This is a genomic window from Pyrobaculum islandicum DSM 4184 (assembly GCF_000015205.1).
Taxonomy (GTDB): Archaea; Thermoproteota; Thermoprotei; order Thermoproteales; family Thermoproteaceae; genus Pyrobaculum; species Pyrobaculum islandicum.
Window position 1 is genome coordinate 13,120 of record NC_008701.1, and the last position, 26,108, is coordinate 39,227.

The following is a 26,108-nucleotide window of genomic DNA, read 5'->3' on the forward strand; positions in this document are numbered from 1 at the left end:
AATCTCACAGAGACAACTTAATAAATATACAACGCAGCCCCGTCGTGGAGATGTTTAAATGGATTAGAGAGAGACCCGCCGAGTACGACCTCGCCAGTAGCGGCGTGGCGAAGATAGAGGTCAAGCCGGCGGACGAGCCCCCCGTAGAAGAGATCCTCACCTCGCTCTACAAGATATCCCCCCGGGAGCTTGCTCTCACGGCAGGCGCCCAGGAGGGCCTCTTCCTGGCCTTCCACGCCGTGAGGCCGAAGGCCGTAGTGACAGTGGCCCCCGAGTATGAGCCAATATGGAGACTACCCGGCGCCATGGGAGTGAGGCACGTGGAGGTTAGAGACGTCTGGGAGGCCCCCCTCGGGCCGGAGACAGTCCTCGTGTTCTCAAACCCCAACAACCCCACGGGGAGGTTCCTCGGCCGGGGGGAGCTCTGGGAGCTCGCCGACGAGGCCAGGAGGCGGGGCGCCGTCCTTATTGTGGACATCATATTCTCCGACTTCGTCACAGACGACCTCGGCGGCCTCCCCCTTGAGAACGCCGTCTACGTCCACAGCACGGATAAATTCTACACAAGCGACTACAGACTCGGCTGGGCCTTCGGCGACTCTCGCATCGTGGAGAAGATACGCGTCTTCAAGGACTTGGCAAACCCGGGCCCCCGCGACTTGGAGAAAAAAGCCGCGGCGGCTCTTCTATCAAGGAGGGAGGAGGTGAAGAAGAGGAACCTCGCCGTGATAGATAAAAACGCCGCGGCTCTGCTCTCTGCGTTTCCAAACGCCATCTACAACCCCCACATGCCCATAGCCCTAGTGGAGGTGGGATGCGACGACGTCGCCTTCGCCGAGGGGCTTCTAAAACGGGGGGTCAGGGTCATGCCGGGGACCTTTATGAAGGCCCCCCGGGCTGTGAGAGTTGGACTAGGCGTAGAGCCTCCGCCCCGCTTCGCGCAAGCTCTGGGAATCTTTGGCGAGGCTTTTGGCAACTGCCGCACGTAGTTTACACACGGCGCATATCTCGCCGCTGGCCGGCTCGCCGCAGATCTTACACTTGTGTAACTGCTCCACCTCCGCCCTTCCAAACTTCATGTTGAAGTCCACAACTCCCCCAATCAGCTTTAAGTCGAAGTCTGGGTCTCTCCTCCTGGCTGCCGCCAGCATTTCGTATACCTCGGCGTGGGCCGCGCCGCAGAGGCCGTATTCACAACAAACGGCGCTGACCGGGAGGCCCCGCCGCCTGCAGTACTCCTCGTTTTCCTCCGGCCGCGCGAAGATCAAAGGCCTGATTTTAGTCACTAGGAGGCCTCCGCCCTCCACTCTGGGCAGAATTTTGAAATTCCAGAGGTGGTTACGCCCAACTAAGTTCTTGATGTAGTACGTCAGGAAGTCGTAGGCGTGGTGGCCAGTCGCCACTTTAGTAGCGCCGAGTTCTCTCGGCACTTTGTTCATAAGGTAGCGCTTGACGGCGCCGCATACAGAACATATAGGCCGCCCCGTGGCTCTCGCCGCCGCCTCGATGTCTAAGTAGTCCCGGGCGTAAACCACGTGGATACCCACGCCGAGGGCTTCTGCAAGCGTTCTAACGGCCTCCTCGATCTTTGCAGAAGTCCTAAAGCCGAGGTTTATGTGAAACGCCCTCACCTCGGCGTCTATTCTATACTCCTCTATGTACTCCTTCAAGAGGGCCAAGGCGGCACAACTGTCTTTCCCCCCAGACACAGCCACATATATTACGTCTCTTATCTCGACAAGTCTATACCTCCTAATTGTTTCAAACACTCTCCTCCTATATGTGTCTAAGTCGACTTCGCGCGTTGGAACTCTAATAGAAATCACAGAGAGTGAGATATAAGAATTAAAAAATCTGTATCTCTATGCGCGACATCAGGCGTTGCGCCGTCTGCGGAGCTTACGTAGAGGAGGAAGTCCACTGCGGGGCGCCGACGGCGGTTGTGTTAGACGGCGCCACACGCCTCAAGATCTCCAAACTCCTATCCCTCGCCCTGCGCCACAGCCCCCACGTCTTAGGCATAACGCTAGATGTAGAAGGCTGGGCAGACATAAACGCAGTGGTGGAGGGCTTGCGGAGGGCCGGCCTCCCCGCAAGCCCACAGGTGCTGAAGGCCGTGGCCCAGCTAGACGACAAAGGCCGCTTCGAGATTAGAGACGGCCGGGTGAGGGCGCGCTACGGCCACACTATAAAGGTGCAGATCAGATACGAGGTCGACTTAGACACGCGGCTTCTCTACCACGGAACCGCCCTATACGTCCTGCCCTCTATCCTAAGCCAAGGCATCCTCCCCATGAGAAGACTCTACGTCCATCTGGCAGTGGACGTGGAGACGGCTTGTCTCAACGCAAGAAGAAGACAAAACCCGGCGGTGGTGGAGGTCGACGCAGACTGCGTCCGGAAGAGCGGCAACCCCATCTACAAAGCCACAGAAAAAATAAGGCTCACCCCCTACGTGCCCCCCACCTGCGTGAAGAAGTGGGCCATTTGCTAACGCAGAACCAGACTGTATACACCGCGCCGGCCCCCACCTCTCTATCCTTCCCCCTGAGCCTCCAGTTTCTACAATCCGGCGGAGCCACTACAACCTCCTAAGCCTATTAAACAAAAGACCCAACAGGTAGGCCAACAACGCGGCGAGGACAACTGCAAGAGACGTCGATGGAACCAACGCCAATGCAAGAACCGTTGAGAAGATATACAAGAGGTCTTTGAGGATGAGCCTTCCAGATACAGCCAGCTATCGTGTATACAACCCTTCTTGTAAGTAAGGGAGGCCTTGGAATTCCAAAGGGTCACTTCTTAAAAAGCTCAAACTCAAGGCGTATATTACCAAAGCGGATTTTAACTCTCTCCATATTTAGTTCTACACGCGGCCGGTATAGCGCCGACAAGCAAAGCGGATATGGTCGGAAATGCGGCCAAAGCCGGAAGATGTAGCCGGGCACTATAATCAACGAGATGAATACATGACCTACCAAAACTTTACAAATAAAAAATTATTTAATCCCTATGAGTTAGGCATGTTGAAAAAGAGAGTAGGAAAAAGATAGGTTGTTTATCTGCCTCTTCCGCCGCCGCCCCAATTGCCCTGTCCGCTTCCAGAGCCGCCGCCGGATCCTTGGCCGCCGCTCCAGCCTCCGCTACCACCGCCGCTAGCCTGTCCGCCCGCCCCACCTTGTCCGCCTCCACTGCTCTGTCCGCTGCCTCCGGCCTCTCCGCTGGCTCCTCCTATGGGAGCTTTACGTTGTTTTATAATTTCTTTAATTATCTCACGTATCTCCGCCCCCCTCTGTGATGCAATTTTACTGACGACCTTGCCTCTCTCTTCTGGAGTTAGGGTCTTTAACTCCTGGAGTATAGATATTGTCTCGTTGATTATACGAGCGCGTAGGGCTAGGATTTGAGACAGCTGGGCCATTTTCATTTTTTCGAGGTGGCTCTGTAGCTCTCTGAGACGTTCCATTACTTTCTCAAGGCGGTCGATGGCTTTGTCTAACTCAGACATATTCATATTTCTCACTAGATCTGAGACGTTGGCCCATCTATATACTTCACGTAATAGCTTAAGTCTCTCTATATTTCTATCTATTGCGCCAATTGCTGTACGAGAGGCATTTACAAGGCCAAGCAAGGCTCTAACTCTCATCAGAGTCCTAAGGCCCCTCTCTGTGGCGTTGTCTATGTCGGCGGAGGCGTTGATGTGTGCATAGACCCGATCCACGGTTCTGTTTAAATGCTTGCCCAGCTCCTTTATGGCGGCTAGCCTAATCTCCCTAATCTGTTGAAACACCGCCTTGGGGTCTGACACATTTAGCATCTTTAGCTCTCCCACGCCGATCATGGGGAGCGGCCGCGCCGTGGGCGTCGTAATTATAAATGTCTTATTTAACTGAGATAGTAACACGTCGCACTGTGGCAAGGTGAAGTTTGCCCCAGTTACATTTACATATAGTTCTATAGCTTTACATTTTAGCCATAGGTGGAAGTCCGACGCATTTACCGAAGCCGCCTGGGCCAGGGCGGCCAGTGCCGCCAGCGCAATTACCGGGATTAGTTTCTTTTCCATGGCTTTTTTAGACATAGGGGGGATAAATAGTCCCGCCGCGGAACTACGCGCGAAACTTTAAAATAGACAGGCGGAACAACAGCCATGCTGGTGATATTAAACCTCACCGCGCCTCCAGTCCTCATACTCCTCCTCCCAGCCGCCATGTTTGGAAACTACACGCTTCCCGCGCCTCCCGCCTCCGACGTGGCGGCCTTTACGCCGAGCGGCGCCGCCTTGCCCACCTGGGTAGTCGGCGGCAACCTGTATATACTACAGGGAGGAGACCCCGCCGTAGCTATATACGTCCCCCGGTTTGAAAACTCCAGTGGTGTGTATAAAGTAAGCCTAGGCAGGGGCGACATCATAATCCAAGCGCCTCCCGGGGTAATGATACAAGACGTAAACCCCCTGCCTAGACAGACGAAGCTGAACAAGACAGGCCTATATCTCTACCTCACAGGCCCCGCCACAGTCACGTACTACTTCTTCAAGGTAGAGATAAAGCCGCCCCCAACCCCGCCGCCTCCGACAACTCCAGCCACGCCAACGGCTACAACTCCTCCTGTAACTACGCCACCTGCCACAACGCCCCCGGCGACCACGCCTACGCCTCAGCCTACGCCGACTGCTACAGCAACTCCCACGCCGCCTTCTGGCGCCGGGGCGCAGGTGCCTATGTGGCTTGTTGGCGTGGCTGTTGTGGCGGTGGCGGCTGTGGCGGTTGTGGCTTATCTGTTGACTAGGAGGGGGGGCGGCGGGGGCGACTGCGGCGATTTACACGAGACGGATATAGCCATCCTCAAGGAGCTTGAGAAGAGGGGCGGCTCTGCCGAGAGGGGGGAGCTCCAGGAGGCTCTCGGCCTTCCGAAGACCACCCTCCACAGGCACCTCCACAAGCTCTCCAAATACGGCTTCGTGAGGCTGGTGCAGTTGGGCGGGTCCCAGAGGGTTGAGCTGGTTAGGGGCTGTAGGTGATGGATTTTTCCCCGGTGGGGGAGGAGTCCCTCGGGGTTAGGTCGATGTGTTTCTATGTCGAGACTCGCGACGTGAGGATACTCTTCGACGCGGGGGTGTCCCTAGCGCCGAGGCGCTTCGGGCTGCCGCCGCACCCCCGGGAGTTGGAGAGGGCCCGGGCGGTGAGGGCTGAGATACTGCGGCTTGCAGAGGCCGCCGACGTGGTCACTGTCAGCCATTACCACCGAGACCACTTCACCCCCTGGTACCCCAGCGTTTATATGGCTACAGACGGCGAAATGTACAAGAGAGTGTACAGGGGGAAGAAGGTCCTCATGAAGAGCCCCCAAGACCTGAACTGGTCCCAGAGGAGGAGACACTACGGTCTCTCCAAGGCCCTCCAGGAGACGGGGGCGGAGGCGGTTTACGCAGACGGCGGCGAGTGGACCTTCGGGGAGACGAGGGTCGCCGCCTCCCCGCCCCTCTGGCACGGCCCCGCCGGGTCGAAGACGGGGCGTGTCGTCGGCTTTGCCGTCAGCGACGGCGAGGAGAGGCTTGTGTTTCTCCCAGACGTAGAGGGGCCTCTGGAGCCGGAGCCCATCGCCTTCGCCAGAGAGGCGAGGCCCACCGTGGTAGTCGTCGGGGGGCCGCCCACCTACCTCGGCTGGGATCTCGAGAAGGCGATTAAGAACCTCGCCGAGCTAGTGGAGCTGAGACCCCACACCCTAGTCCTCGCCCACCACCTCCTCCGGGATATGCAGTGGAGAGAGAAAGTGGCGCCTCTCTTTGAGCTGGCCGAGAGGAGGGGGGTGGAGGTGGCCACCTACGCCAGTCTCGCCGGGAGGCCCGAGGAGCTTTTGGAGGCCAGGAGGAGGGAGCTCTATGCCAAAGAGCCCGCCGCGGCTGTGGAGACGGGGGAGGGGGAAGAGGAGGACTAGAGATAGGCGCGGTAGAGGTTGCCATAGCGGCCTGGCCTACCTCTGACGGGGATTTCGTGGCCACATCTGGGGCACCTCCCCTCTCTTAGCTCTATTCTTACAGCTCTGTCGCCGTATCTCTTGACGACGGGGTATCCGCACTTGGGGCAGTAGGTGTGTTGCCCCGGGTGCCCAGGTACGTTGCCCACGTATACGTAGTCTAGCTCTCTCCTCGCCCTGCGCCATATAGATTCGAGAAGGTCGGGCGGGGTGGGCGGGTTGTAGAGCCTGTGCGCCGGGTGGTAGGCCGTGATATGTAGCGGGGTTTCTCGGCCGAAAGAGGCCACGGCGTTTACTACTTCGTCTGCCTCGTCGTCGTTTACCCCCGGGATCACCAAGTACGTGAATTCTATGTAGATGCCGAGTCTCTTTGCCGCTCTGGCCGTGGAGAGCATCTTGTCTAAATCCGCCCCGAGCCACCTTTTATACGTCTGCCTGCCCCCCTTTATGTCTATGTTCATGCCCTCCATGCCGGCAGAGGCTAGTCGCGCCAGAACTTCCTCAGTGAGGTAGCCATTGGTATTTATAGAGGTATGTAGCCCAGCGGCCCTCGCCAGCTTGAACAAATCCTCTGCGTATTCCGCCAGAAGGGTGGGCTCGTTGAAGCTTATGTTTACGCCAGAGTCTCCGTTTTCCACAGCCCACTTAACTACCTCCTCTGGTTGGACGTAGCGGCCCACGGGAGACGCCACTTTGCTTATATGCCAGTTTTGACACCAGGCGCAGGGGAAGTTACAGCCCCACGTGCTTATGGTCATGGCCGAAGTGCCGGGGTAGAAGTGGTAGAGAGGCTTTATCTCCATGGGCCTAGATTCAGCCGCCGTCAGTAAGCCATATGCCGCTGTGTAGAGCCTGCCCCCGAGACTAAATCTCATGCCGCAGGCCCCCATGGCGCCGTCTCTCAGCCTACAGCGGCGGTGGCAGAGCTTACATACGACAGCCCCGCCGGCAGTCTCAAAGTAGGGAGAGGGCCTCACGTTGGGCAGGCGGAGGAGACTCTCGTCGACTTTATAGACAACCTCCGGCCAAGAGTATATCACATATAGCCCCATGTAAAAGTTTTAAGTAGGTTTCTAAGCCAGAGTGAGGATCTGTGACTGGCGAGGGCGAGTCCGACCGGTGGCGACGCCGGGCCGGTTGTACGCAATGGCTCTCCTAAAAACGACGTAATGTTTAAATACCCCAGGATTTTGACAAGGCATGTCGCTATTGATTCTTTTTAAAGGCGATGTGCCGCCGCATTGGAAAAGCCTAAAGGCAGAGGGGCTGGAGGTGAAGTCGTTGAAAGAGGGCCTCCCTCCGTTGGAGGGGAAGTTTGTAGTGGTTGTGGGAGATAGAGAACTAGCCGAGAGGTTAAAAGTTGGATATATGACAGAGGAGGAGGCAGAAGACTTCTACAAGTTCCTCATCCAGAGGCTTTCCTCCTCTTGATATATAGATACCCGCCTGCAGTTGCTACAGCTGTTGCTATTGCAATAACGTAGGCGGCCGGCGGCGCGGCTGTCTCTTGTTGTAGAGACTCGCGAGTTGGGGGTGGCCGTTTCGTAGAGTTTGTCACAGATACCGTCACTATATATGGCATAGTGTAGAGATTGCCGTATTGATCTGTGTAGCTCAGCAAGAGCTGTATGTCGTAATTGCCGGGCGCCGTGGCGTTAAAGCTGAGGGGTATGGTGGCGGTCTGTTGCGGGTCTAGCTGTCCCGCGAAATATATCGGCGCAGTTATCGGCCTAATGCCACGCGGCGGTTTCGCCTCTACCTGGAGGTTTGTAACTGGGGCGAAGCCCTTGTTGACTACAGTGATAGAGATATAGAAGGTCCTCCTCGGCTCTACTATCTGGGGGACGACAGATATGCTTGTGATGTTGACAACAGGCGTCTGGAGGGCTTGGAGGTAGAAGTTTCCCTGCGCCGTGCCTGCGGTCCCCAGCTCGGTGGTGTATATAATGTTGTAGGTAAAGGCTATTGCGCCACTGTAGGTGGCGGGCACTATAAAAGAGATGGGTAGCTGGGCGCTTTCCAGGGGGGCAAGTCTGCCTATCTGGAAGGTGTAGGTCGGCGCCAGGAGGGCTGACGTCGCTGGCGATATTGTCACCACTGCCTTCTGTACTACTACGTCTCCACTGTTGATAATTGTAACGACAACTGTCCTATTGCCGCCGGATTTGACGAGAGAGGGGCTCGGCACTACTGTAAATATGGAAGACGAGGGAACAGGGAGACTTACCATATACTGGTCTGTGCCCTGTCTGTGGTAGATTATGACGGCGATGACGACGGGCTGGTTGGAGAGGGGCATCACGACGAGGTTAGCAGCCGCCTTGTCCACTCCGCCGAAGGTATATGGCATGGGCTTGTCTACGGCGGCGTTAGACATAGATACCGTGGCGTTAAAGGGCCCCGGCGCCGAGACGTAGAGAGTTACGTTGTTGGCAACGCCCGCGATTAGGCGGGTCGGCCTTACGTCAAGCCTAGAGGCGCCGCCCGCCGGCTGTTGTACGGCGGCGGAGGCCAACACTTGGTCTATCTTCGACACGCCGGCGATTTGGTACATCACCTGTGCCGTGAAAGTGACGACGGAGGAGACGGGGTAGACGTCTAGCGACGCGGAGCCGCGACCGCCTCTGATGGGAATCGACACACTTGACTGAGGCATAACCGCCCCCGACGCCGTTATAACTGCTTGGCCGTCGGCAGGCGTTGGCAAGACGACTGTGAGATTCACGCGGTTATACCTATTTGCATAGAGTACGGTTGGGGTTATATAGAGGAGGGGCGGTGGGGGAGGCGTGACGGACAACGGCACAGCGTAGGCTAAAACCACAGGGTTCCCCAGCCAGTCTCTCGTCTGGATTGTCGCTTGTAGAGAGGCGCTGGGGCTGTCGGCCGCGACGACTACAGACACGACCGCCTGTCTGCCGCTGATAGCCACAGGGCCCGTTGGGGATACAACCCTGGCGCCCTGTCCTTGTATGGTCAAAACACCCACAAGGGCGTAGGGACTGGAGATAGTTAGGTTAATCTGGCTGGGGAGACCTAAGTATGTAACTCCTGCGGCTGTCACATTAGCCGTTGGATAGGGCGGTATGTAAACCTCGGCGTATTCCAGCTTCTCTATGCCGGTGGTGAGACTTGAGCCGACTGTCTTATATGTGGCGCGTATCGCCACGTTTACGGGGCACGTCACGTTGAGGGCCGAGGCCGAGGCCCGGAGCGCTATAGTGACTACGCCAGGCCCTGCCGACGGCAGAGAGACTGTCTCAAGCGGGGCGAGGTAGGGGCACCGGGGCGTCAGAGAGACAGAAACGTCGACGTACTGTGCCGAGAGGTAGAAAGAGAGGCTCAACACGCCTACGTCACCTGGGAATTTGGGCAATTGCGTCCACCTAGCGCCGAGCCAGAGGTAGTCTACCGTGGGGCTTGCCACCGTCGTCTGGCCATAGGCGATGAGAGCTAGGGCGGCGGCCAGGAAAACCCTCTTGTCCATAGTCGAGAGGGGCACCTCCTATATATATAAAACTCACGGTCTAGTGAGTTAACTTTATTACCTACACGGCCGTGGTGGGTGTGTTGTTGGAGATCTTGAGGCTGTCTTGGCAAGCCCTCTGGGAGAGGAAGGGGAGGACGGTGGGGGCTATCGTCGGCGTCGTCATTGCCTTCTCGGCGCTGAGCTACGCCTTGCTCCTCGGCCAGACCTTTAAGGACTATACCACGCGGTATTTCACCTCTAACTTCCAGACCAATGTGGTGTATGTCACAGGGACGCAGTTTACAGACGCAGACGTCGGCACTCTGTCGACTATCGACGGCGTGGAGGCGGCTATCCCCATAGCCAGCGCCAGAGGCGTCGTCAGGATCTCGGGCCAGGCCGCGCCTATCCCAGTCACCGTATACGGCGTTGACCCTGCCCTCTTGAGACAACTCTTGCCGTCTAATGTAGTATACGATGGGGAGATGGTCGTTGGCTCTAGCATGGTGTTAATTGGATATTACGTAGCCTTCGACAGATCTACGGGACAACAGAGGATTTCCGTCGGGTCGCCCCTCTCCCTCTCCATAGGCCGGAGGTCGATAAACGCCATCGCCTCGGGGATATTGGCCACCGGGGCCCTGGGCTATATAGACACCGCCAGGGGGGTGGTGATGGACATCTCGTCCTTCCGCCAAGCCACTGGCGTGACGACGTACAGCGTGGTTGTGCTCGTGCTTAGAGACCCCTCTCTCGTGGAGCAAGTGGCTAACGACGTGAGAGCCGCCTTCCCCAACGTAGACGTGATATCCCCCCAGACGGTGCTCCAGACTATAAACAGCTTCTTGACCTCCTTCCAACTCTTCCTCGGCCTAATAGCTGGGGTGAGTACAATCATCACCGCCCTCTGGCTCTACGACACTATGTCCATAGGCGTAGTCCAGAGGACCAAGGAGATAGGAGTTCTGAGGGCCCTCGGCTACAAGAGGAGACACGTGCTGGCCATGTTCCTCGGGGAGGCCGCCATAGTTGCCCTCCTCGGCGTCGCCATTGGGGTCGCTCTGCTATTCCCCCTCTCGCAGATGGGGTTGCCCTTCGGTAGCCAAAGCGCCTCTGCCGCCACGCCCCGCACGGCTCCCCACCCCACCTTCAACATATCTCACATTGAAGTAGATCCGCTTATTGTCGCAGCAACAGCCGCGCTTGTCATTGGGATAAACCTACTGGGCGCCCTTCTCCCAGCTTATAGAGCCAGTAGAATAAACATAGTGGCTGCCCTCCGTTACGAATGATATTATTCGTGGCAGATCTAACTACAGCAGCTCTTGCTACATACATAGCATATCGCGTATTTCAAGCGTGGCAATCTCTCTACGACCGCAGACTCTCTCTATATTTCTTTGGCATGATCCTCCTGGCGGCCGCCTTGGTATTAGAAGCTGTAGTCGATATATATCTAGGCCTACTTAGAGAGACAGAGCCAGGCAGATTTGTGGCGAGACAAGAAGCGGTGTTTAGAGCCGTCGTAAACCTTCTTCTCCTAGCCGCATTAACGCCGATTGCAATAGCGGTGACCCCCGCCATGTTTTATGCCATAGCGCCGTTGTTTATACTAGCGCCGGTAAACGCAATTCTCGCCATCTATATCGCTGCCGTAATGTTTATCAAAACGGCAGAGCGGAAGGCCCCGCCGTATGTACCACTTGCCTTTACAGCTCTAACTATCTCTCTGTTATTCCCAATCTCAAGCAATATAGCCACCGTCTCTAGGCTACTAACTGCAGTTTTCCTCGCGTTGGGCATATGGCACGGAAGAGGCGCACCAGGCTAGAGATAATTGCCGACATACTAGAGATTTTATCCACAGGCTGTAGACCGCCGACGCGGCTGGCCACAGAGGCCAACTTGGCATATGACCGTATGGCAAAGATAGTAGAGGCTCTCGTCAAAAAGGGCCTAGTCAAAGAAGACTACGGAGTTTTCTGTATTACACAAGAGGGGTATAGACTGCTAGAGACTTACCGACAGTGGAGATGTTTTCTAGACACACTTGGCATATAAAGTACAATGAGAACCCCATAGCGGAGTTTATGTCTACAGAATAAAACTCGGCGTCGATCACCGGCGGAAACAAATGGAGTCTCTCAAAGTCAAGCCCCCTGGAGACATCACATGGGGGAGGGGGTTGAAAAAAGGAAGTTTATAAAGTCTTCAAATTCTTCTTTTGTAAAACAGCTGTACCCCATTTTTCTAGCTGTTTCACAATCTTCATAAAATACGACAATGTCAGAGCTCTCTAAAGGAGGTGTTTCAGAGATTTCAAACCCAAATCTCTTAAGAACTTCGACGTAGCGTTCTGGCACCCTGCCTACAAAAACAACTCTCACGTTGTATTAAATGTTGTATAATAAAAATTTTATGTAGTGTCGAAATTAAGTTCTTCTCCTCTTTATTAAAAAGAGCGCTACGGCTAGTATAACTACAACGGCCGCCGCCAGTGTTGTAATTGCTATAGACTGTTCAGGCGGCGTGGCTTGAGTCTGCGTAAGTAGCTTTTCTAACTCGGCCTCTACTCTCTGATATTTCGCCCTGGCGGCCTCTCTCCATGCCTGGACAAGTCTATCTCTATAGGTGGGGTCTCCCGCTATTTTGTCGTTTATTGCGACGGCGTCTTGATATGTAAAGGCCCTAGTCTGGCCTGTGGCGGGGTCTGTGTAGTTCACTGGCGCTCCCAAGAGGCGCCACAGTCTTTCAAACTGTTGTCTAGATATTCTGCCGGAGTAGTAGGCGTCTACTAGCTTCGCCCAGACGGAGGTGAGCTGGTCTTGGAGATCTACTAGAGTGGCCTCGTAGTAGTAGATAAAGGAGTAGTAATACGACGCGCTTTTTTCAGGCGGCACTGCCAATACCTTTGCCTTCATGAGCTTGTCTAAATGGCGTTTTAAAACTGCGGCTTTAGTCTGGTTTACGTCTGGGGAGTCTAACAGAGCTAGATTGCCGGGCAGTATATACCTATCTATAAGTCTCTTCTCTAACTCGGTGAGGAAGACTCTGGTTAATAAAGCCGCTGCTGTGGCATTGGCGCCCCGAGGCACGGCGATGGGGTCAAAGAGTATGTCTGTGCCGTCTGCCGGAATACAGTAGTCAAGCCCTGCGATAAAGACGTAGTAGTCAACCATGGGGCCGAAGAGAGCCTCGCCTCTCTTTACGACGTCTCGCACTGCGCCACTTGAGTCAACAAATCTAGAGTGAGCCGCCATGGCGGTGAGGAGTCTCCAGCCCTCCTCCCAGCCGTATATCTCTGTCACCAGTTGCATCATCGCGGCTGTGGAGGTGGACTTGGTAGGCCGCGCGAGGACGACGGGCTTAGCGCCTGTCTGTAGGTAGTATTTAGTGAGATTCGGCGAGGCGAGGGCCGCCCAGCTACACGCAAGCTGAACTCCCGCCTTGGCGAGGGCCTCGTTGCTATAGCCAATTACATAGCCTAAGAGACCGTAGACCACGTAGTACGTCTTCCCATCTGGCCCCATCCGCTTGAGTAAAATACCCCCCGCCCTCTCTGGCATTTGTCTAAGCTCTGGGACATCTGGCATGGGGGCTAGGTAGCCCTCCCGCAGGAGGGCTTCGTAAAGCACCGGCGCGCCGGCCCAGAGGAAGTCTACGTCTCCCCTCTCTATGAGCCCCCTCCATTGGGTGGGGTCTGCGGGGATTATCCTAATGTCTGGTATATACTTCCGTAGTATTGGATACGCCGCGTCAATAGAGAGTTGGTCTGCTCTAGTCAACACCGTGGCGGAGGAGACAGATAAAGCCAGGAGTAATAGCGACGCCGCCAGCCGCCACATAATGGGCTTGTTTGTAGTTTATTAAAAACTTATACTCTTTCTAAAACTACGGCGGCGCCTTGCCCACCGCCGACGCAAAGAGTAGCCACGCCGTAGTCAACGCCGTCTATCTGCATCTGTCTAGCCAACGTGCCTATTATCCTCGCGCCTGTGGCCCCCAGCGGGTGGCCTATGGCGATGGCGCCGCCTCTTGTGTTAACAATCTCGGGGTCTAGGCCGAGTTGTTTAATTGCATATAGCGTAACTACGGCAAAAGCCTCATTTATCTCCCACCTCCCTATCTGTTTGACCGTAAGTCCGGCCTTCTCAAGCGCTTTTTTCGACGCAGGCACGGGGCCCATGCCCATAACCTCAGGCGGCACTCCGGCGAAAGCCACAGCCCTAATCTTAGCCAGAGGTTGAAGGCCGTGTTTTTTCACAACTTCGCCAGAGACAAGCATTATATATGCAGCGCCGGAGTTTAAAGGCGAGGAGTTGCCCGCAGTTATTACGCCATCTGGCTTAAACACAGGCGGGAGTTTGGCAAGCGCCTCGAGGCTTGTGTCTGGCCTAACAGACTGGTCTCTATCTACAACTTTCCTCTGGCCGTCTTTTTCCACCGCGACGGGCACTATCTCGTCTTTGAAATAGCCCTTTTCATACGCCTCTGCCGCCCTCCTGTGGCTTCTAAGAGACCACATGTCCATCTCCTCCCTCTTTATGCCCGAGACCTCGGCTAGTCTCTCGGCGGTGAGCCCCATGACGTAGCCAATTGGCAGATTGTATAGTCTTACATACTCCTCGTCTGTAAGAAATTTAGGATTTATCTCAATATGTGGGTTTTCATACATAGGGGTCTTAGACATTTTTTCGACGCCGCCAGCTATTACCACGTCGGCCATACCCGTTGCCACTTCCATAGCTCCAAAAGCCACTGTAGTAATTGAAGAGGCGCACTGTCTATCTATATGCGCCGCCGGAATTGTGTAAGGCAGTTTGGCGGCGAAAACAACATGGCGGCCGCCGTAGAGCCACTGCTCGCCTACCGGCAGAGCTGTCCCTGTCAAGAGATCTTCTACATCTTCCGGCTTGACGCCAGTTTTTTCTAAAATCGCCCTCACAGGCACCGCCGCCAACTCCTCCGGTCTTACGTCCCAAAAGTCGTCTTTCTGAGGCTCCTTCCTAGAAAATCTCGTAAAGGCAGTTCTTGCAAACGCCACTATATAGACATTTTCAAGTCTTTTACCTACTGCAGACATAGGGGAGCGGATTTCCTAAGTTAATAATTATTACTTCAAAATTTTTATAGAGGTCTTTTGCATCTCACTAATGTCGTTGCCAAGGGCGTTTATAACATCAGTAGTGGGCTCTTGGCCTAGGCCAACTTGGCTAATAGAGGCCTTCGAGAAGTTCGAAAAGGGCCAGATGGACCAACAGACCTTCAACCAATACCTTGACGATGCCGTCAAACTCGCCATAAAAGACCAAGAGGAGGCGGGCCTAGACGTGATCACAGATGGAGAGCAGCGGAGAACCTCCTTCGTGGCGTTCGTCGGTCAGAAGATAAGGGGGTTCAAGATCGTGAGGGTGGAGGAGCTACACCCCAACGCCAAGGAGATCATGAAGAGATACAAAGCCCCCCTCACCCTCTGGAGGCCTGTCATTGCGGGCTATATAGAAGACAGCGTACTCGCCGTAGATGAAGTGCAATACGCCAAGAAGGTCACCCAGAAGCCTCTCAAGGTCACCCTCCCCTCCCCCTACCTCATAATGTGGGAGGCGTGGCACGCCAAGATCTCCGCCCCCTACTACCCTAGGCCGGAGGACGCCGCGGAGGCCTACGTCAAAGTGCTGAGGAACGAGATAGCACGGCTTATAGACGCCGGCGTGGCCTTCATACAGCTGGACGAGCCCATGCTCGGCGACTTAATCGAGGCGGAGCAAGACAAGCCGGATAGGTACAAACAGGTGGCCTCTGAGCTCTACGGCCAGAAGTACAGAGGCCTAAAAGACGAGATACAGCTGGCGGTTGACCTCGTCAACGAGACGGTAAAGGGCTACACCACCTCTGTGAGGATAGGCATGCACCTAGACCGCTGGCCCACCGAGGAGTCCCCCATAGTTGGCTACGAACGCCTGGCCCCCCAGCTCTTCGACGTGAAAGTAAAGCAGTACGTAGTCGAGTACAAACACCCGAGGATGGGCAACCCCGAGGAGTTCGCCAAGATACTCCCCACAGACAAGGAGATAGGGCTGGGCTCCATCGACGTCCGGGACCCCAAGAGGGTAGAGACCGTCGACGAGGTGGTGGCGCACGTAGAGAAGATTGTCAAATACGTCGACCCCACCAGGATATGGCTAAACCCAGACTGCGGCTTCGCCCCCGGCATGTACCGCGCCTTCCCGCGCGCCGTCGCCATAGAAAAGCTAAAGGTGATGGTAAAAGCCGCCCAGATTCTACGCCAGCGCTACTGGTGGGCTTAGGAACATACAATTTTTGTCGCAACTCCTACAAACAGACGTCAGATCTCTAGTAACATCTTCTGCATGTCGTCTATACAGGCATCCTCTTGGCTAGGCTTTTTATAAGTGCGTTGTCGTTAACGAACCAATCTGCTTGTTTAGGCCGTCTGCCGCCAGTCTATTGGCGTCGTCAACCCTCTCTAGCCGCGCTACTCCTAATGTCGAGGTATAGGAAGACGTCCTCGGTGGAGAGCTCTCTCCCTAAGCTTCTCCACCACCCTATCCGCCGCCACACTGAGGGCCTTCTGTAGGGGACGTGTTTTCAAGTTTTTATGTTGGGCTTGTTTGAAATGGCGTGGTGACTCCGCTTTGGAAGATATTTTTCCAGTTCTTAGCCCAGAGGGGGGTGGACTCTCTGTGTCTCCCTCTGCACTTTAAATGTAGGTGGGAGATTCCCCAGTGTGTGGCTGTGGGAGTACTTGTGGGGAGATACGCCGTGTGTAGGTGGGAGGGACGGGGGGAGTTCCTGGGGAGGTGGGAGGGGGTGGAGGTTTTGAGAGGCCGCGGCGTGGGAGTCTGCCGTTGGGTTTTGGCAAAGCGGTGCGTGGGGGAGCGGCTGGAGGTCGGTTTTTCGCCGCCGGAGAGGCCGCGGATTGTTGTCGACCTATCGCTGTGGGGAGAGCACACGCCGGGGGAGAAGCACGAGCTGGTGGAGCAGATCCTCGCGACGTTGGACGCAGTCCGTAGGGTGCTCTGGGACGGCAACCTCTGGGTGACGAACGCCCCTGGGGAGTTCCTGGAGTTGCTCGGCCTACACGCCAGGGGGCTTGTCCACCGGATGAACATCTCGGGCGGCCCCCCGCCTCTGGAGAAGCCGGTGGTTCTCGACCCCGAGGGAGACTGTCTCTTCACAGAGGAGACAGCGCGGTCCCATTCAGAGTTTATCATCGGTGGGATTGTGGACAAGGAGAGGACGGCTAAGTCGGGCACCAGGAGGCTGGCGGAGTTGCTCGGCGTGGAGAAGAGGTGTAGGATAGAGCTGAGGGGGTCTCTCGTGGGGGTGCCAGACAGGATAAACAAAATAGCCGAGATCGTGCTGTCGGTTCTCGCCGGCGTACCCCTGGAGGAGGCCATCCTCAGGGCCCAGGCCAAGAGAGACAGAGTCTACAGACTCATGTGGGAGATCCAGAAAAGGGCCCGCCGGCTCCCAGACGGCAGACTGGCGATCACGAGAGACGCCCTCGCCGAGGCCAACTGGCTGGGGGCGCCCCCCGGTGAGGTGGAGCTAGCCCTCAGGAAGACCCATGCTGTGGTTCTAGGGTAAGACCTCTCTGAGCACTCTGGCGGCGTTTCTCCACATGACTGCCTCCACCTCCTCACGTCTGAAGCCGGCCTCTATCAGCGCCTCTGCCAGGCGGGGGATCTTATCCACCGACTCCAAGCCCTGGGGCGTTGTAGATATGCCGAGGTAGTCTGTGCCTATGGCTAAAATCTCCACGCCGAATTTATCCCTTATGTATCTCGCGTGTTTCGCCAAATCTCTAGGGGTCGGGTCGCTGGATATAGTAGACGGTATAAAGGTGAGGCCTATCACTCCGCCTACGTCGCGCAGCTTCTTAAGCACCTCGTCTCCGACGTTTCTCCTATGGCTATACACCGCGACGGCGTTGGCGTGGCTCACCACTACCGGCCTCCTCGCCGCCTCTAGGACATCCAAGGCGGTCCTCTCCCCAGCGTGCGCCAGATCCACCAAGACCCCCATCCTCTGCGCCGTCTCCACAAGCCCGTAGCCCTCTTCGGAAAGGCCGCGGTCTCTCCCCCCGCAACACGACCCTCCCCACCGGTTGCTAAGATTCCATGTCAAGCCCAAGGCCCGTAGCCCCAGCCTGTAGAAGAGCCTTAGGTCGTCCGCCGACGAGAGGACGTCGGCTCCCTCAAGTACAATGAGGAACTTCAGCCCCGGCGCGGCTAAATCGCCCCTTCTCTCCACGATCTTTATGCCGTGGGTCTCAGACAGAGCGTAATACACCTTGAACCCCTCCAGCGCCAGCTGGAGACTCGGCGACCAGCCGCTGTAGGAGTTGACAAATGGGAAGACAGCCGCGACCACGAGTTCTGCCCCCGCCCTCCTCAGCTTCGGCAAATCGCTCTGTCTCCACTCTGCGTCTACGTCGAAGGGCTGGGGGCTGAGAGAGGTGAGAAAATAGTGGGCTATGTCTTCGTGTAGATCTATAAACATCACTCTTCTAACTCATCGATTATACTACGGAGTTCGTCTATCGCCTCTTCAACTAGTTTACAATCGCCCTCCTCTACGGCAGACTCTAAGAGATCTACTACTTCGCGAAGCCGTCTAGCCAATTTTTCAGACATACGTCCAAGTTCTCACAGCCTTATAACACTACCTACCTCTGACATTGCCCCACGCCTCTACGTGGAGCCTGGGGGTGACGCGGAGCTTGTGTTTAACCGCGGCGTCCCATATGCGGCGGAGCACCTCGGCGTGTTGCTCCGGCGTCTCGGCGAGCGGCATTAGGAAAACTCTCTCGCGTGGTATGCCGTGTTTCTCAACGTAACGGACTGCCTCCTCCACGTCCTCTTCGCCCCCCACCACGAACTTAAACCATGCCTTGGGGCTCCTTGGGTAATGGGGATGGAGGAGGGCGTCTACTCTTGCGTTAGAGAGCTTAGGCGACACGTCGTAGAAATCAACACAAGCGTCTAACTGTGGAGTGGGCGGGTAGACGCCGCTGGTCTCGACTTCAACAGTGCCCAGCCGCCGGAGGGGGCAGGCCAACTCGTGGAGGTTGCGCCAGATCAACGGTTCCCCTCCCGTGATGACGACATGACCCAGCTGGCCGTATGCCGCAGCCCTCTGGACGACCTCTTCGGCGTCTATCTCAACTCCGCCTAGAGGGTCCCAGCTGTATTTCGTATCGCAGTACCGACACCGTATTGGACAGCCCGCCAGCCTTATGAAGACGGCAGGTTTGCCGAGGTTCACCCCCTCGCCTTGGAGAGAGGCGAAGATCTCAACTACGCGGAATTTCACGGAGGAGAATACTCCAATTGCATTTGGGCCAGTTGTTTTAACACGGCGTCTATATACCGCTCTGCCTCAGCTCTATTGATAGCCCTCTCTGTGTATATATGGCGGAGGACTTCTTCATATTTTTTATACTGCTCGTTTAACTTCCTCCAGGGGATTGTCTTTAGTTTTTCCGCGAGCTGCGGGTCTGTCGGCAGTCTGCCCTCCGCCATTAGACAGGCAATTATTGGATAGCCCACATACCCCCTATACACAGTGCCGTTATCATCGCTATATACACGTCTGCCGGAGATTTCAACGTGATACACTCTGTCTCCCTCTGAAGACAATACTTCACAACGGCCTGGCCCCAACATTTTCACTCTGCCATCTGCCACAGCGCCGAGGGCCTCAAGCACTTTTATCCTAGGCGGCAGTTTAAGTTTCATAGTCCGTCCATTAACCCGACTCATCTAGTCAATAAAAAAGGGGTTATTTAATCCATACACACTCTCTACGTTAGTTGTTACAACGTCGGGATGCAAAGACAACACATCGCGCTATCGGTCAGGGCTGTTGCGTCTGTCGAGCCCGTCCGCCTGGGCGCGGCCGGCCCGCCTGCCAGGGCGTCTGGCAGGGGCGGGCCCCGAGCCCCCGGGGGAAGGCCGGCGTGACATTAAGGGAGCCAAGTTTCACATTGCCTTCTCAACTATAACCTTTTCAATACTCTCTACATACCGCCTTGCTTGCTCTGGCAGATATCTGTGTATATCTGTAGTGACAAACCCCCTCACTAATAGAGACACAGCCTCTTCGTAGGTAAAGCCCTTGGCCTGTAGATAGTTTATCTCCTCCTCAGCCAGTCTCCCAATAGAGGCTTCGTGTGTCAACATCGCGTCTTGGTGATAAGCCGCCAGCTGTGGGATGGTGACTATGTTGGCACTGCCGGAGAGTAAAAGGCCGCTACACTCAACATGGCCTCTAGAGAGCTTATGCGCCTCGACTAAAGCCCTCATGGTGATGTTAGATCTGTCTGTCGCAAGCGCCCTCGTGGTCAACTCAACTGCAGCCCCGTCGCCTTCCAATACAGCCGTCGTCCCCACGTCAATCTGCGCACTCCCCAGCCCCAGGAGTATAGAAGTCGCGTGGGCTCTCGCCCCCTCTCTCAACACAATCCTCGGACTCGTCTGGAGGGAGTTCACCTCTTGGAGATTGGCATAATATCCGACGTACTCTCCGCCCTCCTCTACGAGAACCCCCGTGCGAGGTCTTACATGCGCCGCCTTCGTCCAGTTATGTACCATTATATAACGGAGTTTGGCCCCCCTTAATACGTAAAACTCAGAAATCCCCACGTGTAGCCCCACGACCTCCGGTGCAATTACACACCCAGTGTAGACCACCGCCTCAGCCCCCTCTTCTACAATAACGACGTTGTGCGGCGCCTGGAGACCCCCCCGGACGATAGAAAGACAGGCGAGGATAGGATCTCTCACCTTAGCCCCCGCCTTGACTCTAATCACATATCCCCCAACCCCCCTTAGAGCTGCTACAGCTGTATATTTATCAAGGTCAGGCGGCACAAGACGCCAGAGGTACTCCCTGGCGAGGTCTGGATATGCGTCGGCAAACTCCTCTACTCTATACACCTCGACCCCCGGGATCCTACTTAAGTATCTGAAATATGCACTATCTCCCTGTATGTAGTAAGCCGGCGCTCCCATAGACACGCCGACTTTATTCGCGACTGCAACCACAGCCTCCTCACTAGTGGGCGTCCTCCCGTCGCCAAACTGTGTAACATCGACATCTGGGCCGTGGGGAGCCGGCTTGTTTAACGCCGCTTTAGCTCTCTCTCTTATTTTTTCAAACCAGCCCTGCGAAGCCATAGGTAAACACAGCGTCTAAAACCTCTCTACCCCCACATTTTTTAAACCCGCCGCCGTAGAGAACACAGACTTTATCCGGGGGGAGATGTCTAGCTATATGTGCGCCATGTGTTACAATAATTAACGCAGCGTCTTTTACAAGCTCTTTCAACGCCCTAGCCACAATTACAAGACTTTCTACATCTACGCCGCTGTCTGGCTCATCTATAAGAGCGACTCTAGGCCTCTGGGCTAAAACGGTGGCGAGCTCTACCCTCTTCCCCTCGCCGCCGGAGAGCTTTCCTATTTCTCTATCAAGAAGATGATCTACCTCGACGACCTTAGCCACCTCTCTATAGTCACACTTAGTCTTCCTACATATATTCGACAGAAGTACGCCTACGCGAACGCCCTGTAGCCGCGGCGGGATTTGAAAAGCGAGGGCTAGGCCCCGGCTGGCTTTTTCAAACGGCTTTAGTTTTGTAATATCTTCGCCATCTAAAAGGACTCTGCCCCCCACGACTTCATACCCCGGGATCCCCATTATCGCCTTGAGAAGACTTGATTTGCCAACGCCGTTGGGCCCCAAGATGTAAAACACCTCCCCCGGCGAAATAGAAAAAGAGACTCCGCCGAGGAGAGCCCGCCCGCCTACAGCCACCGAGAGATTTTCTACAGTAAACACATGTGTAAAAAATAAACTAGTTTTAATTCTCTTGGTGCAAAATCTACACCTTTTGGAGAATCTCAGCTATCTTTCTAATACGCTCTCTATACGGCGCTATTCTATCAGGCTCTGTAGTAGCGACGTCGGCGAGATACATCGACCAGCTCTCCAACTCTTCGACAACTTCTTCGATATTCCGCGGGGCGCCGGGCCTAGGTATTTTAGCCCAGGGTATGAGCTTGACGGCGCGTCTGCCGGCCTCCGTCAGCTCGTACCGCCCGTCTTCTCTCCTCTTGGCCAGACCCTCCGCCTCGAGTTGTTTCAACAGCGGGTAGACCGAGCCGGGAGACGGCTTCCAAAAGCCCCACGTGAGCTCTTCCACAGCTCTTATAACCTCGGCGCCGTTCATAGGCTTGTCTGAGAGCAACCAGAGCACTACCTCCCTCAGCCCCCTCCTCGATATAAACGCCCAGGGCGGAGGTGCCATGTGTATAACATCTCTCGTATTTTTAAACTTTTCGATTCCGATATCGAAATCGAAATGCTAATGTATATAAACGACGGCCAACGTCATGTTGTGAAACTACTTACATTTAGAAGGGGGGAGGTTAGAAAAGTTGGGCTTTTTAAAAACGGCAGGATTTTAGACTTGCCCGAGGCGTACAAAGCGGTGTTTAACACAGAGGAGGCGCCAGATTTTCTATACGACATGAGACGCCTTATTGCACTAGGCGAGCCTGCGCTTGAGATAGTTAAGAAGTTAGACGAGAGAGCCAGAGGGCCGTTTTACAAGCCAGAGGAGATAAAGTGGGAGCCGCCTGTGCCAAACCCAGAGAAAATACTCTGCGTAGCCGTCAACTACAGAGAACACGGCGCCGAGACTGGGATAGAGCCCCCCGACAAGCCCTACTTCTTCCCCAAGTTTCCAAATGCCCTAGTGGGCCACGAGGGCTATGTAGTGAAGCACAGGGTGGTACAGAAGCTAGACTGGGAGGTAGAGCTCGTCGTCGTAATGGGGCGCCCCGGCAAATACATAGAGCCAGAGAGGGCGCTGGACTACGTCTTCGGCTACACCGTCGGGCTAGACATGTCTATGCGCGACTGGCAGAACCCAGACGAGAAGACCGCCAGACAGTACGGAAAGAACTGGATATGGGGCAAGACTATGGACACCGCCGCGCCTGTGGGCCCGTACATTGCGACAAGAGACGAGGTGCCAGACCCCAACAGACTGGGGCTGAGGCTTTGGGTAAACGGCCAGCTAGAACAGGAGGGAAACACCTCCCAGCTCATCTTCAATATCCAACAGTTGATATACTGGGCATCCCAAGGCATAACCCTCCGCCCCGGCGACCTCATTTTCACAGGGACGCCGCCCGGGGTGGGCTGGGCCAAGGGGAAGTTCTTAAAGGGGGGAGACATCGTAGAGGCCGAGGTGGAGTCTATAGGCCGTCTCAGAGCGTATATAATTGAGGAGTAGCTACAACACGACAATTTTCCTCACTACCTCAGGCCGGTCGATTCTAACTCCGCCAAACTTAGAGGCCAAGATAAACACCCTGCCGCCCACTTCTACTCCAGACAAATCGAGACGGCCTCCCTCCGACTCTACAAGCACTATATCTCCAGTAGTACGCGCCCCCGACAGATCTACATCTCCCCTAGACCCACATATTGTTATAGAGTAGGCCCCCGCCCTAGCTACAACACCCCCTCTGAACCTCTCGACAATAATTTCGCCGACCACCCCCGCCCCAGTTAAATCAAGACGCCCCGAGGACTCTACCACTTGTAGATGGCCCCCAATTTTTGCGCCGGCCGCCGAGATTTCGCCACGTACTGAAAACACGGCGAAGAGCTCAGCTCTCCCCCCTCTAAAATCTACATCGCCGACGACTTGGTCTATGTATATATGGCGGAATCTAGCCCCCTCGAGATATATATTCCCCCTCACGCTGTAGATAAAAAGATCTATGCCCCCAGCCCCACGGAGGTCTACGTCGCCAGTTACATAGTATATAAAGAGCGGGCCGTGGACTCTAGCCTCCCTCAGCCTAGGCGCGACATCTGACACCTCGCCCCCCGGCAGGTGGCACCTCTCGCAGTCGGCTGTAAAAACTAACTTCCGCCGGCAAGCCAGGTCTTTAACACAGTTGGGGTCGTGGTATGGACAAAAGCCGCTCTCTCTTGCAGGCCTCCCACAGAAACACCTCACAGCCGCCTCATCTACGTGGCTTTAAAAAATATAAGCAAGTGGGCAGATCTATACGTCAGATAGGTGAAGAGCCGGAGTACCCCCGACTGTTGAGGAACACCCGCCCCACCTTTATAACCTAGAGGCCGATGTTATTTATGGCAGTGTATCTCATGTCTATCAAGCCGAAATTTGGCGAAGAGATACTCGGCGGGGCGAAAAAATGTGAATTGAGGAAGCTAGTGGGGCCTTTGATACAGCCAGACGACGTGGTGTATCTATACTTTACAAAACCCACGGCGGCTGTAGTTGGATATTTCACCGCAGGCCTAGTCTTCATAGTCCCCACCCACAACCTATCCAAACTACTCTCCGAGCTGGGGGGCTGTGGCGTTGGAGAAGAAGATTTAAAATACGTCGAGGGCGCCCGCTACTCTATGTTAATAGAGGCCAGAGGCCCAGCCCGCTGTCTAACGCCTGTCAAACTGACAGAGATAGGCCTGAGGCCGCCCCCCAGCTATAGAAAATTAGACGGAAAGACAGCGGCTAAACTCAAAGCGCTTTGCGAAGGCAAAAAGATATAAGGCAGCACGCCGTTTACGATATGAAATTCCCAACTGTCAGACCCCGCCGCCTCAGGACAAACAAAATCATTAGAGACGCCGTTGCCGAAACTGCCCTCGACCCCAGCGACTTCATCTACCCCATCTTCGTCAAGGAGGGCCCCGGCCGAGAGGCCATACCCACCATGCCCGGCCAACACCGGTGGCCCGTCGGCGAGGAGCTAATTAAACACGTAGAGGAGGCCCTCGCCCTAGGAGTCAACAAGTTCATCCTATTCGGCGTGGTGCCAGAGGAGCAGAAAGACCCCCACGGCTCCAGGGGCTACGACCCAGAGGGCCCCGTCCCCAAGGCCCTCCGCCTCCTAAAAGAGACCTTCGGCGACAAGATACTCCTCTTCGCAGACGTCTGCCTCTGCGAATACACAGACCACGGACACTGCGGCGTGGTAAAGACCACCGGCGGCAGGTGGCACATTGACAACGACGAAACTATAAAGCTATACGCCAAGGAGGCCCTCGTGTACGCAGACGCCGGCGCTGACTTCGTCGCCCCAAGCGGCATGATGGACGGCCAAGTGGCCGAGATCAGAAAAGCCCTAGACGCCCACGGCTTCCACCACGTGGGCATCATGGCATACAGCGCCAAATACGCCTCAGCCTTCTACGGCCCCTTCCGCACAGCCGCCGCCTCAGCCCCCAAATTCGGCGACAGGAGGACATACCAGATGGACCCCAGAAACGCCCACGAAGCCCTCAAAGAAGTCGCCATGGATCTGGAGGAGGGCGCAGACATAGTCATGGTAAAGCCAGCCCTCGCATACCTAGACGTAATCCGCCTAGTAAAACAGCACTACCCCTGGGCCCCCCTAGCCGCCTACAACGTCTCCGGAGAATACGCCATGGTAAAAGCCGCCGCAGCCGCCGGATATATAGACGAGAGGGTCGTCACACTAGAAATCCTAACCGCAATAAAAAGAGCAGGCGCAGACCTAATCCTCACCTACCACGCCCCAGAAGCCGCAAAATGGCTAAAAGACGGCACCCCATTCTAGCCGTCGTCTAGTATTTTCTTCGCCGCGCTTGGCCAGTACATGGCGAGGGCGGAGGCGGCGTATTCTATGGCCATTGCCGCCTCCCAGGCGCGTATCTTCCAACGCGGCGAGTCGCGGCAGCGGCTGGCGACGTAGTAGGCCTTCCTGAGGGCGTCCACCAGCGCAGCCACGAGGTGCCTTACGGGCAGGGGCCTCGGGACGAGCCTCCTAACCCTCACGGCGACGCCAAGAAGATCGTCCACACTGCCGAGGTATACCGTATCACGCGGACGCCACCCCAACTTCAGATAAAGCCGACGGCCCAAAAGCCACAGGTACCCAACGAGAGGGCCTATCTTCATACGGCCAAAGTAGAGATACACACCAGCCACAAAACCCACACATTAAAACATTCCCATATATGTCGGTAAAGGACACAATAGACATTTGGAAAACGGTTGTGAGGGTAGAGGCGAAGAACGGCGCTGGGTTCTCCCTTCGGCTAGGCGTAGTTACGATCGTAAAGGCGAAGAACGGCGCACGCCGTCTCTCAGACAGGAGAATATATGAATGTAAAGGGCGGTGGAAAAGCGACCCCCGGACAAACAAAAAACCACGAAAAAACTTAAAAACCCAAAAGATCCACACAAACAAGCCCCAGAAATCAAAAGATAGTAGAAAGCTCCTGCTCGGATGCAGAAGGGACTCGGACGGGCGTGTCGTCTCCAGAAATCAAAAGATAGTAGAAAGTATGCTCCGGGCTAGACGGCCTCCCCGAGCCCGTGCGGGCGAGCCAGAAATCAAAAGATAGTAGAAAGTCGCGGTAGCACTGGACGACTGTGTCCCACCCACGCTCCTCAGCCAGAAATCAAAAGATAGTAGAAAGCAATCGCGTCCATAACCGCCCGCCAGTCCTCGTCGCACCCAGAAATCAAAAGATAGTAGAAACGCCGCCATCGCGATAGCGTACTACGCAGGCGTCAAGAGGGGCGCCAGAAATCAAAAGATAGTAGAAACAT

At 55.5% G+C, this 26,108-nt stretch carries 29 protein-coding genes and 1 CRISPR repeat array (1 of these 30 running past the window's edge); of the genes, 13 read left to right on the forward strand and 16 right to left on the reverse strand.

The features are described from left to right. The first annotated feature begins 50 nt into the window (after positions 1-50). Positions 51-989 (forward strand): pyridoxal phosphate-dependent aminotransferase, encoded by a 939-nt coding sequence (locus PISL_RS00090; protein ID WP_011761777.1) that lies wholly within the window; start codon positions 51-53, stop codon positions 987-989. Here the strand turns inward: PISL_RS00090 and PISL_RS00095 are convergent. Next, positions 912-1,826 (reverse strand): PP-loop family protein, encoded by a 915-nt coding sequence (locus PISL_RS00095; RefSeq protein ID WP_011761778.1) that lies wholly within the window; start codon positions 1,824-1,826, stop codon positions 912-914. The genes PISL_RS00090 and PISL_RS00095 overlap by 78 nt on opposite strands. Positions 1,827-1,864: 38 nt before the next feature. Between PISL_RS00095 and PISL_RS00100 the strand changes: the two genes are divergently transcribed. Further along, on the forward strand, positions 1,865-2,494 hold the full coding sequence (locus tag PISL_RS00100; protein WP_011761779.1) for an RNA 2'-phosphotransferase: 630 nt from the start codon (positions 1,865-1,867) through the stop codon (positions 2,492-2,494). A gap of 564 nt (positions 2,495-3,058) precedes the next feature. Here the strand turns inward: PISL_RS00100 and PISL_RS11145 are convergent. Then, on the reverse strand, positions 3,059-4,069 hold the full coding sequence (locus PISL_RS11145) for a leucine-rich repeat flightless-interacting protein (RefSeq protein ID WP_209319996.1): 1,011 nt from the start codon (positions 4,067-4,069) through the stop codon (positions 3,059-3,061). 84 nt (positions 4,070-4,153) lie between these two features. Between PISL_RS11145 and PISL_RS00110 the strand changes: the two genes are divergently transcribed. Next, the gene (locus PISL_RS00110) at positions 4,154-5,026 is read left to right on the forward strand and encodes a helix-turn-helix transcriptional regulator (RefSeq protein ID WP_011761781.1); all 873 of its coding nucleotides are present in this window, start codon (positions 4,154-4,156) and stop codon (positions 5,024-5,026) included. Then, a complete protein-coding gene (locus tag PISL_RS00115; protein ID WP_011761782.1) occupies positions 5,026-5,943 on the forward strand; it encodes an MBL fold metallo-hydrolase in 918 nt (305 codons plus the stop codon). The genes PISL_RS00110 and PISL_RS00115 overlap by 1 nt, the downstream gene beginning before the upstream one ends. Here the strand turns inward: PISL_RS00115 and amrS are convergent. After that, positions 5,940-7,022, reverse strand: a complete 1,083-nt coding sequence (gene amrS / locus PISL_RS00120) for an AmmeMemoRadiSam system radical SAM enzyme (RefSeq protein ID WP_011761783.1) — start codon at positions 7,020-7,022, stop codon at positions 5,940-5,942. The two genes, PISL_RS00115 and amrS, sit on opposite strands and share 4 nt — an antisense overlap. A 160-nt stretch (positions 7,023-7,182) precedes the next feature. Between amrS and PISL_RS00125 the strand changes: the two genes are divergently transcribed. Next, positions 7,183-7,413, forward strand: a complete 231-nt coding sequence (locus tag PISL_RS00125) for a hypothetical protein (RefSeq protein WP_011761784.1) — start codon at positions 7,183-7,185, stop codon at positions 7,411-7,413. Here PISL_RS00125 and PISL_RS00130 read toward each other — a convergent pair. Next, the gene (locus PISL_RS00130) at positions 7,388-9,469 is read right to left on the reverse strand and encodes a COG1361 family protein (protein ID WP_011761785.1); all 2,082 of its coding nucleotides are present in this window, start codon (positions 9,467-9,469) and stop codon (positions 7,388-7,390) included. The two genes, PISL_RS00125 and PISL_RS00130, sit on opposite strands and share 26 nt — an antisense overlap. An 80-nt stretch (positions 9,470-9,549) precedes the next feature. Here PISL_RS00130 and PISL_RS00135 point away from each other — a divergent pair, with 80 nt between their 5' ends. From PISL_RS00135 to sso10a, 3 genes are read left to right on the forward strand one after another with little or no spacing between them, the layout of a single operon-like run. Further along, positions 9,550-10,743 (forward strand): ABC transporter permease, encoded by a 1,194-nt coding sequence (locus PISL_RS00135; protein ID WP_053240218.1) that lies wholly within the window; start codon positions 9,550-9,552, stop codon positions 10,741-10,743. Beyond that, on the forward strand, positions 10,740-11,282 hold the full coding sequence (locus tag PISL_RS00140; protein ID WP_011761787.1) for a hypothetical protein: 543 nt from the start codon (positions 10,740-10,742) through the stop codon (positions 11,280-11,282). The genes PISL_RS00135 and PISL_RS00140 overlap by 4 nt, the downstream gene beginning before the upstream one ends. Then, positions 11,255-11,512, forward strand: coding sequence for an Sso10a family chromatin protein (gene sso10a, locus PISL_RS00145; RefSeq protein ID WP_011761788.1), 258 nt, complete (start codon positions 11,255-11,257; stop codon positions 11,510-11,512). The genes PISL_RS00140 and sso10a overlap by 28 nt, the downstream gene beginning before the upstream one ends. Positions 11,513-11,619: 107 nt before the next feature. Here the strand turns inward: sso10a and PISL_RS00150 are convergent, their stop codons facing one another. From PISL_RS00150 to PISL_RS00160, 3 genes are read right to left on the reverse strand one after another with little or no spacing between them, the layout of a single operon-like run. After that, entirely contained in the window at positions 11,620-11,838 is a 219-nt protein-coding gene (locus tag PISL_RS00150; RefSeq protein ID WP_053240219.1) for a hypothetical protein, read from the reverse strand. 45 nt (positions 11,839-11,883) lie between these two features. Further along, positions 11,884-13,296: an ABC transporter substrate-binding protein gene (locus PISL_RS00155; protein WP_011761789.1), complete on the reverse strand. Its 1,413-nt coding sequence runs from the start codon at positions 13,294-13,296 to the stop codon at positions 11,884-11,886. A gap of 29 nt (positions 13,297-13,325) precedes the next feature. Further along, on the reverse strand, positions 13,326-14,534 hold the full coding sequence (locus PISL_RS00160) for an acetyl-CoA C-acetyltransferase (RefSeq protein ID WP_011761790.1): 1,209 nt from the start codon (positions 14,532-14,534) through the stop codon (positions 13,326-13,328). 70 nt (positions 14,535-14,604) lie between these two features. Here PISL_RS00160 and PISL_RS00165 point away from each other — a divergent pair, with 70 nt between their 5' ends. After that, a complete protein-coding gene (locus PISL_RS00165; protein ID WP_011761791.1) occupies positions 14,605-15,759 on the forward strand; it encodes a cobalamin-independent methionine synthase II family protein in 1,155 nt (384 codons plus the stop codon). Between the two features lie 337 nt (positions 15,760-16,096). After that, positions 16,097-17,062 carry a tRNA (adenine(9)-N1)-methyltransferase Trm10 gene (gene trm10 / locus PISL_RS00170; RefSeq protein WP_011761792.1) on the forward strand — a complete coding sequence of 322 codons (966 nt, stop codon included), beginning with the start codon at positions 16,097-16,099 and terminating at the stop codon, positions 17,060-17,062. On the opposite strand, the gene PISL_RS00175 is transcribed toward trm10, so the two are convergent. The 7 genes from PISL_RS00175 to PISL_RS00200 form a co-directional block, all read right to left on the reverse strand. Next, a complete protein-coding gene (locus tag PISL_RS00175; RefSeq protein ID WP_011761793.1) occupies positions 17,054-17,977 on the reverse strand; it encodes a dipeptidase in 924 nt (307 codons plus the stop codon). The two genes, trm10 and PISL_RS00175, sit on opposite strands and share 9 nt — an antisense overlap. Further along, positions 17,977-18,111 (reverse strand): hypothetical protein, encoded by a 135-nt coding sequence (locus PISL_RS11480; RefSeq protein ID WP_011761794.1) that lies wholly within the window; start codon positions 18,109-18,111, stop codon positions 17,977-17,979. The genes PISL_RS00175 and PISL_RS11480 overlap by 1 nt, the downstream gene beginning before the upstream one ends. A 28-nt stretch (positions 18,112-18,139) precedes the next feature. Further along, positions 18,140-18,790 (reverse strand): 7-carboxy-7-deazaguanine synthase QueE, encoded by a 651-nt coding sequence (locus tag PISL_RS00180; protein WP_011761795.1) that lies wholly within the window; start codon positions 18,788-18,790, stop codon positions 18,140-18,142. Continuing rightward, positions 18,787-19,215: a hypothetical protein gene (locus PISL_RS00185; RefSeq protein WP_053240220.1), complete on the reverse strand. Its 429-nt coding sequence runs from the start codon at positions 19,213-19,215 to the stop codon at positions 18,787-18,789. The genes PISL_RS00180 and PISL_RS00185 overlap by 4 nt, the downstream gene beginning before the upstream one ends. A gap of 243 nt (positions 19,216-19,458) precedes the next feature. Next, positions 19,459-20,655, reverse strand: coding sequence for a SufD family Fe-S cluster assembly protein (locus PISL_RS00190; RefSeq protein WP_011761797.1), 1,197 nt, complete (start codon positions 20,653-20,655; stop codon positions 19,459-19,461). After that, a complete protein-coding gene (locus PISL_RS00195; protein ID WP_011761798.1) occupies positions 20,633-21,319 on the reverse strand; it encodes an ABC transporter ATP-binding protein in 687 nt (228 codons plus the stop codon). The genes PISL_RS00190 and PISL_RS00195 overlap by 23 nt, the downstream gene beginning before the upstream one ends. Before the next feature lie 43 nt (positions 21,320-21,362). Further along, positions 21,363-21,788 (reverse strand): PadR family transcriptional regulator, encoded by a 426-nt coding sequence (locus tag PISL_RS00200; protein WP_011761799.1) that lies wholly within the window; start codon positions 21,786-21,788, stop codon positions 21,363-21,365. A gap of 90 nt (positions 21,789-21,878) precedes the next feature. On the opposite strand from PISL_RS00200, the gene PISL_RS00205 reads away from it, so the two are divergent. Next, positions 21,879-22,781 (forward strand): fumarylacetoacetate hydrolase family protein, encoded by a 903-nt coding sequence (locus tag PISL_RS00205; protein WP_053240519.1) that lies wholly within the window; start codon positions 21,879-21,881, stop codon positions 22,779-22,781. On the opposite strand, the gene PISL_RS00210 is transcribed toward PISL_RS00205, so the two are convergent. Continuing rightward, positions 22,782-23,516, reverse strand: coding sequence for a hypothetical protein (locus PISL_RS00210; protein WP_011761801.1), 735 nt, complete (start codon positions 23,514-23,516; stop codon positions 22,782-22,784). Between the two features lie 137 nt (positions 23,517-23,653). On the opposite strand from PISL_RS00210, the gene PISL_RS00215 reads away from it, so the two are divergent. After that, complete coding sequence (locus tag PISL_RS00215; protein WP_011761802.1) at positions 23,654-24,079, forward strand: hypothetical protein; 426 nt, start codon at positions 23,654-23,656, stop codon at positions 24,077-24,079. Positions 24,080-24,099: 20 nt separating this feature from the next. Beyond that, positions 24,100-25,110: a porphobilinogen synthase gene (gene hemB / locus PISL_RS00220; protein WP_011761803.1), complete on the forward strand. Its 1,011-nt coding sequence runs from the start codon at positions 24,100-24,102 to the stop codon at positions 25,108-25,110. On the opposite strand, the gene PISL_RS00225 is transcribed toward hemB, so the two are convergent. After that, positions 25,107-25,472, reverse strand: coding sequence for a hypothetical protein (locus PISL_RS00225; protein WP_053240221.1), 366 nt, complete (start codon positions 25,470-25,472; stop codon positions 25,107-25,109). The genes hemB and PISL_RS00225 overlap by 4 nt on opposite strands. Before the next feature lie 274 nt (positions 25,473-25,746). Further along, positions 25,747-26,108: a CRISPR direct-repeat array (repeat unit 25 nt; unit sequence CCAGAAATCAAAAGATAGTAGAAAC) (it continues 615 nt past the right edge of the window).

Bases quoted from the DNA above. Each gene is read 5' to 3' on its own strand.
- PISL_RS00090 (WP_011761777.1), top strand. From the start codon at position 51: ATGTTTAAATGGATTAGAGAGAGACCCGCCGAGTACGACCTCGCCAGT.
- PISL_RS00100 (WP_011761779.1), top strand. From the start codon at position 1,865: ATGCGCGACATCAGGCGTTGCGCCGTCTGCGGAGCTTACGTAGAGGAG.
- PISL_RS11145 (WP_209319996.1), bottom strand. From the start codon at position 4,069: ATGGAAAAGAAACTAATCCCGGTAATTGCGCTGGCGGCACTGGCCGCC.
- PISL_RS00110 (WP_011761781.1), top strand. From the start codon at position 4,154: ATGCTGGTGATATTAAACCTCACCGCGCCTCCAGTCCTCATACTCCTC.
- PISL_RS00115 (WP_011761782.1), top strand. From the start codon at position 5,026: ATGGATTTTTCCCCGGTGGGGGAGGAGTCCCTCGGGGTTAGGTCGATG.
- PISL_RS00125 (WP_011761784.1), top strand. From the start codon at position 7,183: ATGTCGCTATTGATTCTTTTTAAAGGCGATGTGCCGCCGCATTGGAAA.
- PISL_RS00130 (WP_011761785.1), bottom strand. From the start codon at position 9,469: ATGGACAAGAGGGTTTTCCTGGCCGCCGCCCTAGCTCTCATCGCCTAT.
- PISL_RS00140 (WP_011761787.1), top strand. From the start codon at position 10,740: ATGATATTATTCGTGGCAGATCTAACTACAGCAGCTCTTGCTACATAC.
- sso10a (WP_011761788.1), top strand. From the start codon at position 11,255: ATGGCACGGAAGAGGCGCACCAGGCTAGAGATAATTGCCGACATACTA.
- PISL_RS00155 (WP_011761789.1), bottom strand. From the start codon at position 13,296: ATGTGGCGGCTGGCGGCGTCGCTATTACTCCTGGCTTTATCTGTCTCC.
- PISL_RS00160 (WP_011761790.1), bottom strand. From the start codon at position 14,534: ATGTCTGCAGTAGGTAAAAGACTTGAAAATGTCTATATAGTGGCGTTT.
- PISL_RS00165 (WP_011761791.1), top strand. From the start codon at position 14,605: ATGTCGTTGCCAAGGGCGTTTATAACATCAGTAGTGGGCTCTTGGCCT.
- PISL_RS00175 (WP_011761793.1), bottom strand. From the start codon at position 17,977: ATGTTTATAGATCTACACGAAGACATAGCCCACTATTTTCTCACCTCT.
- PISL_RS11480 (WP_011761794.1), bottom strand. From the start codon at position 18,111: ATGTCTGAAAAATTGGCTAGACGGCTTCGCGAAGTAGTAGATCTCTTA.
- PISL_RS00185 (WP_053240220.1), bottom strand. From the start codon at position 19,215: ATGAAACTTAAACTGCCGCCTAGGATAAAAGTGCTTGAGGCCCTCGGC.
- PISL_RS00190 (WP_011761797.1), bottom strand. From the start codon at position 20,655: ATGGCTTCGCAGGGCTGGTTTGAAAAAATAAGAGAGAGAGCTAAAGCG.
- PISL_RS00200 (WP_011761799.1), bottom strand. From the start codon at position 21,788: ATGGCACCTCCGCCCTGGGCGTTTATATCGAGGAGGGGGCTGAGGGAG.
- PISL_RS00215 (WP_011761802.1), top strand. From the start codon at position 23,654: ATGGCAGTGTATCTCATGTCTATCAAGCCGAAATTTGGCGAAGAGATA.
- hemB (WP_011761803.1), top strand. From the start codon at position 24,100: ATGAAATTCCCAACTGTCAGACCCCGCCGCCTCAGGACAAACAAAATC.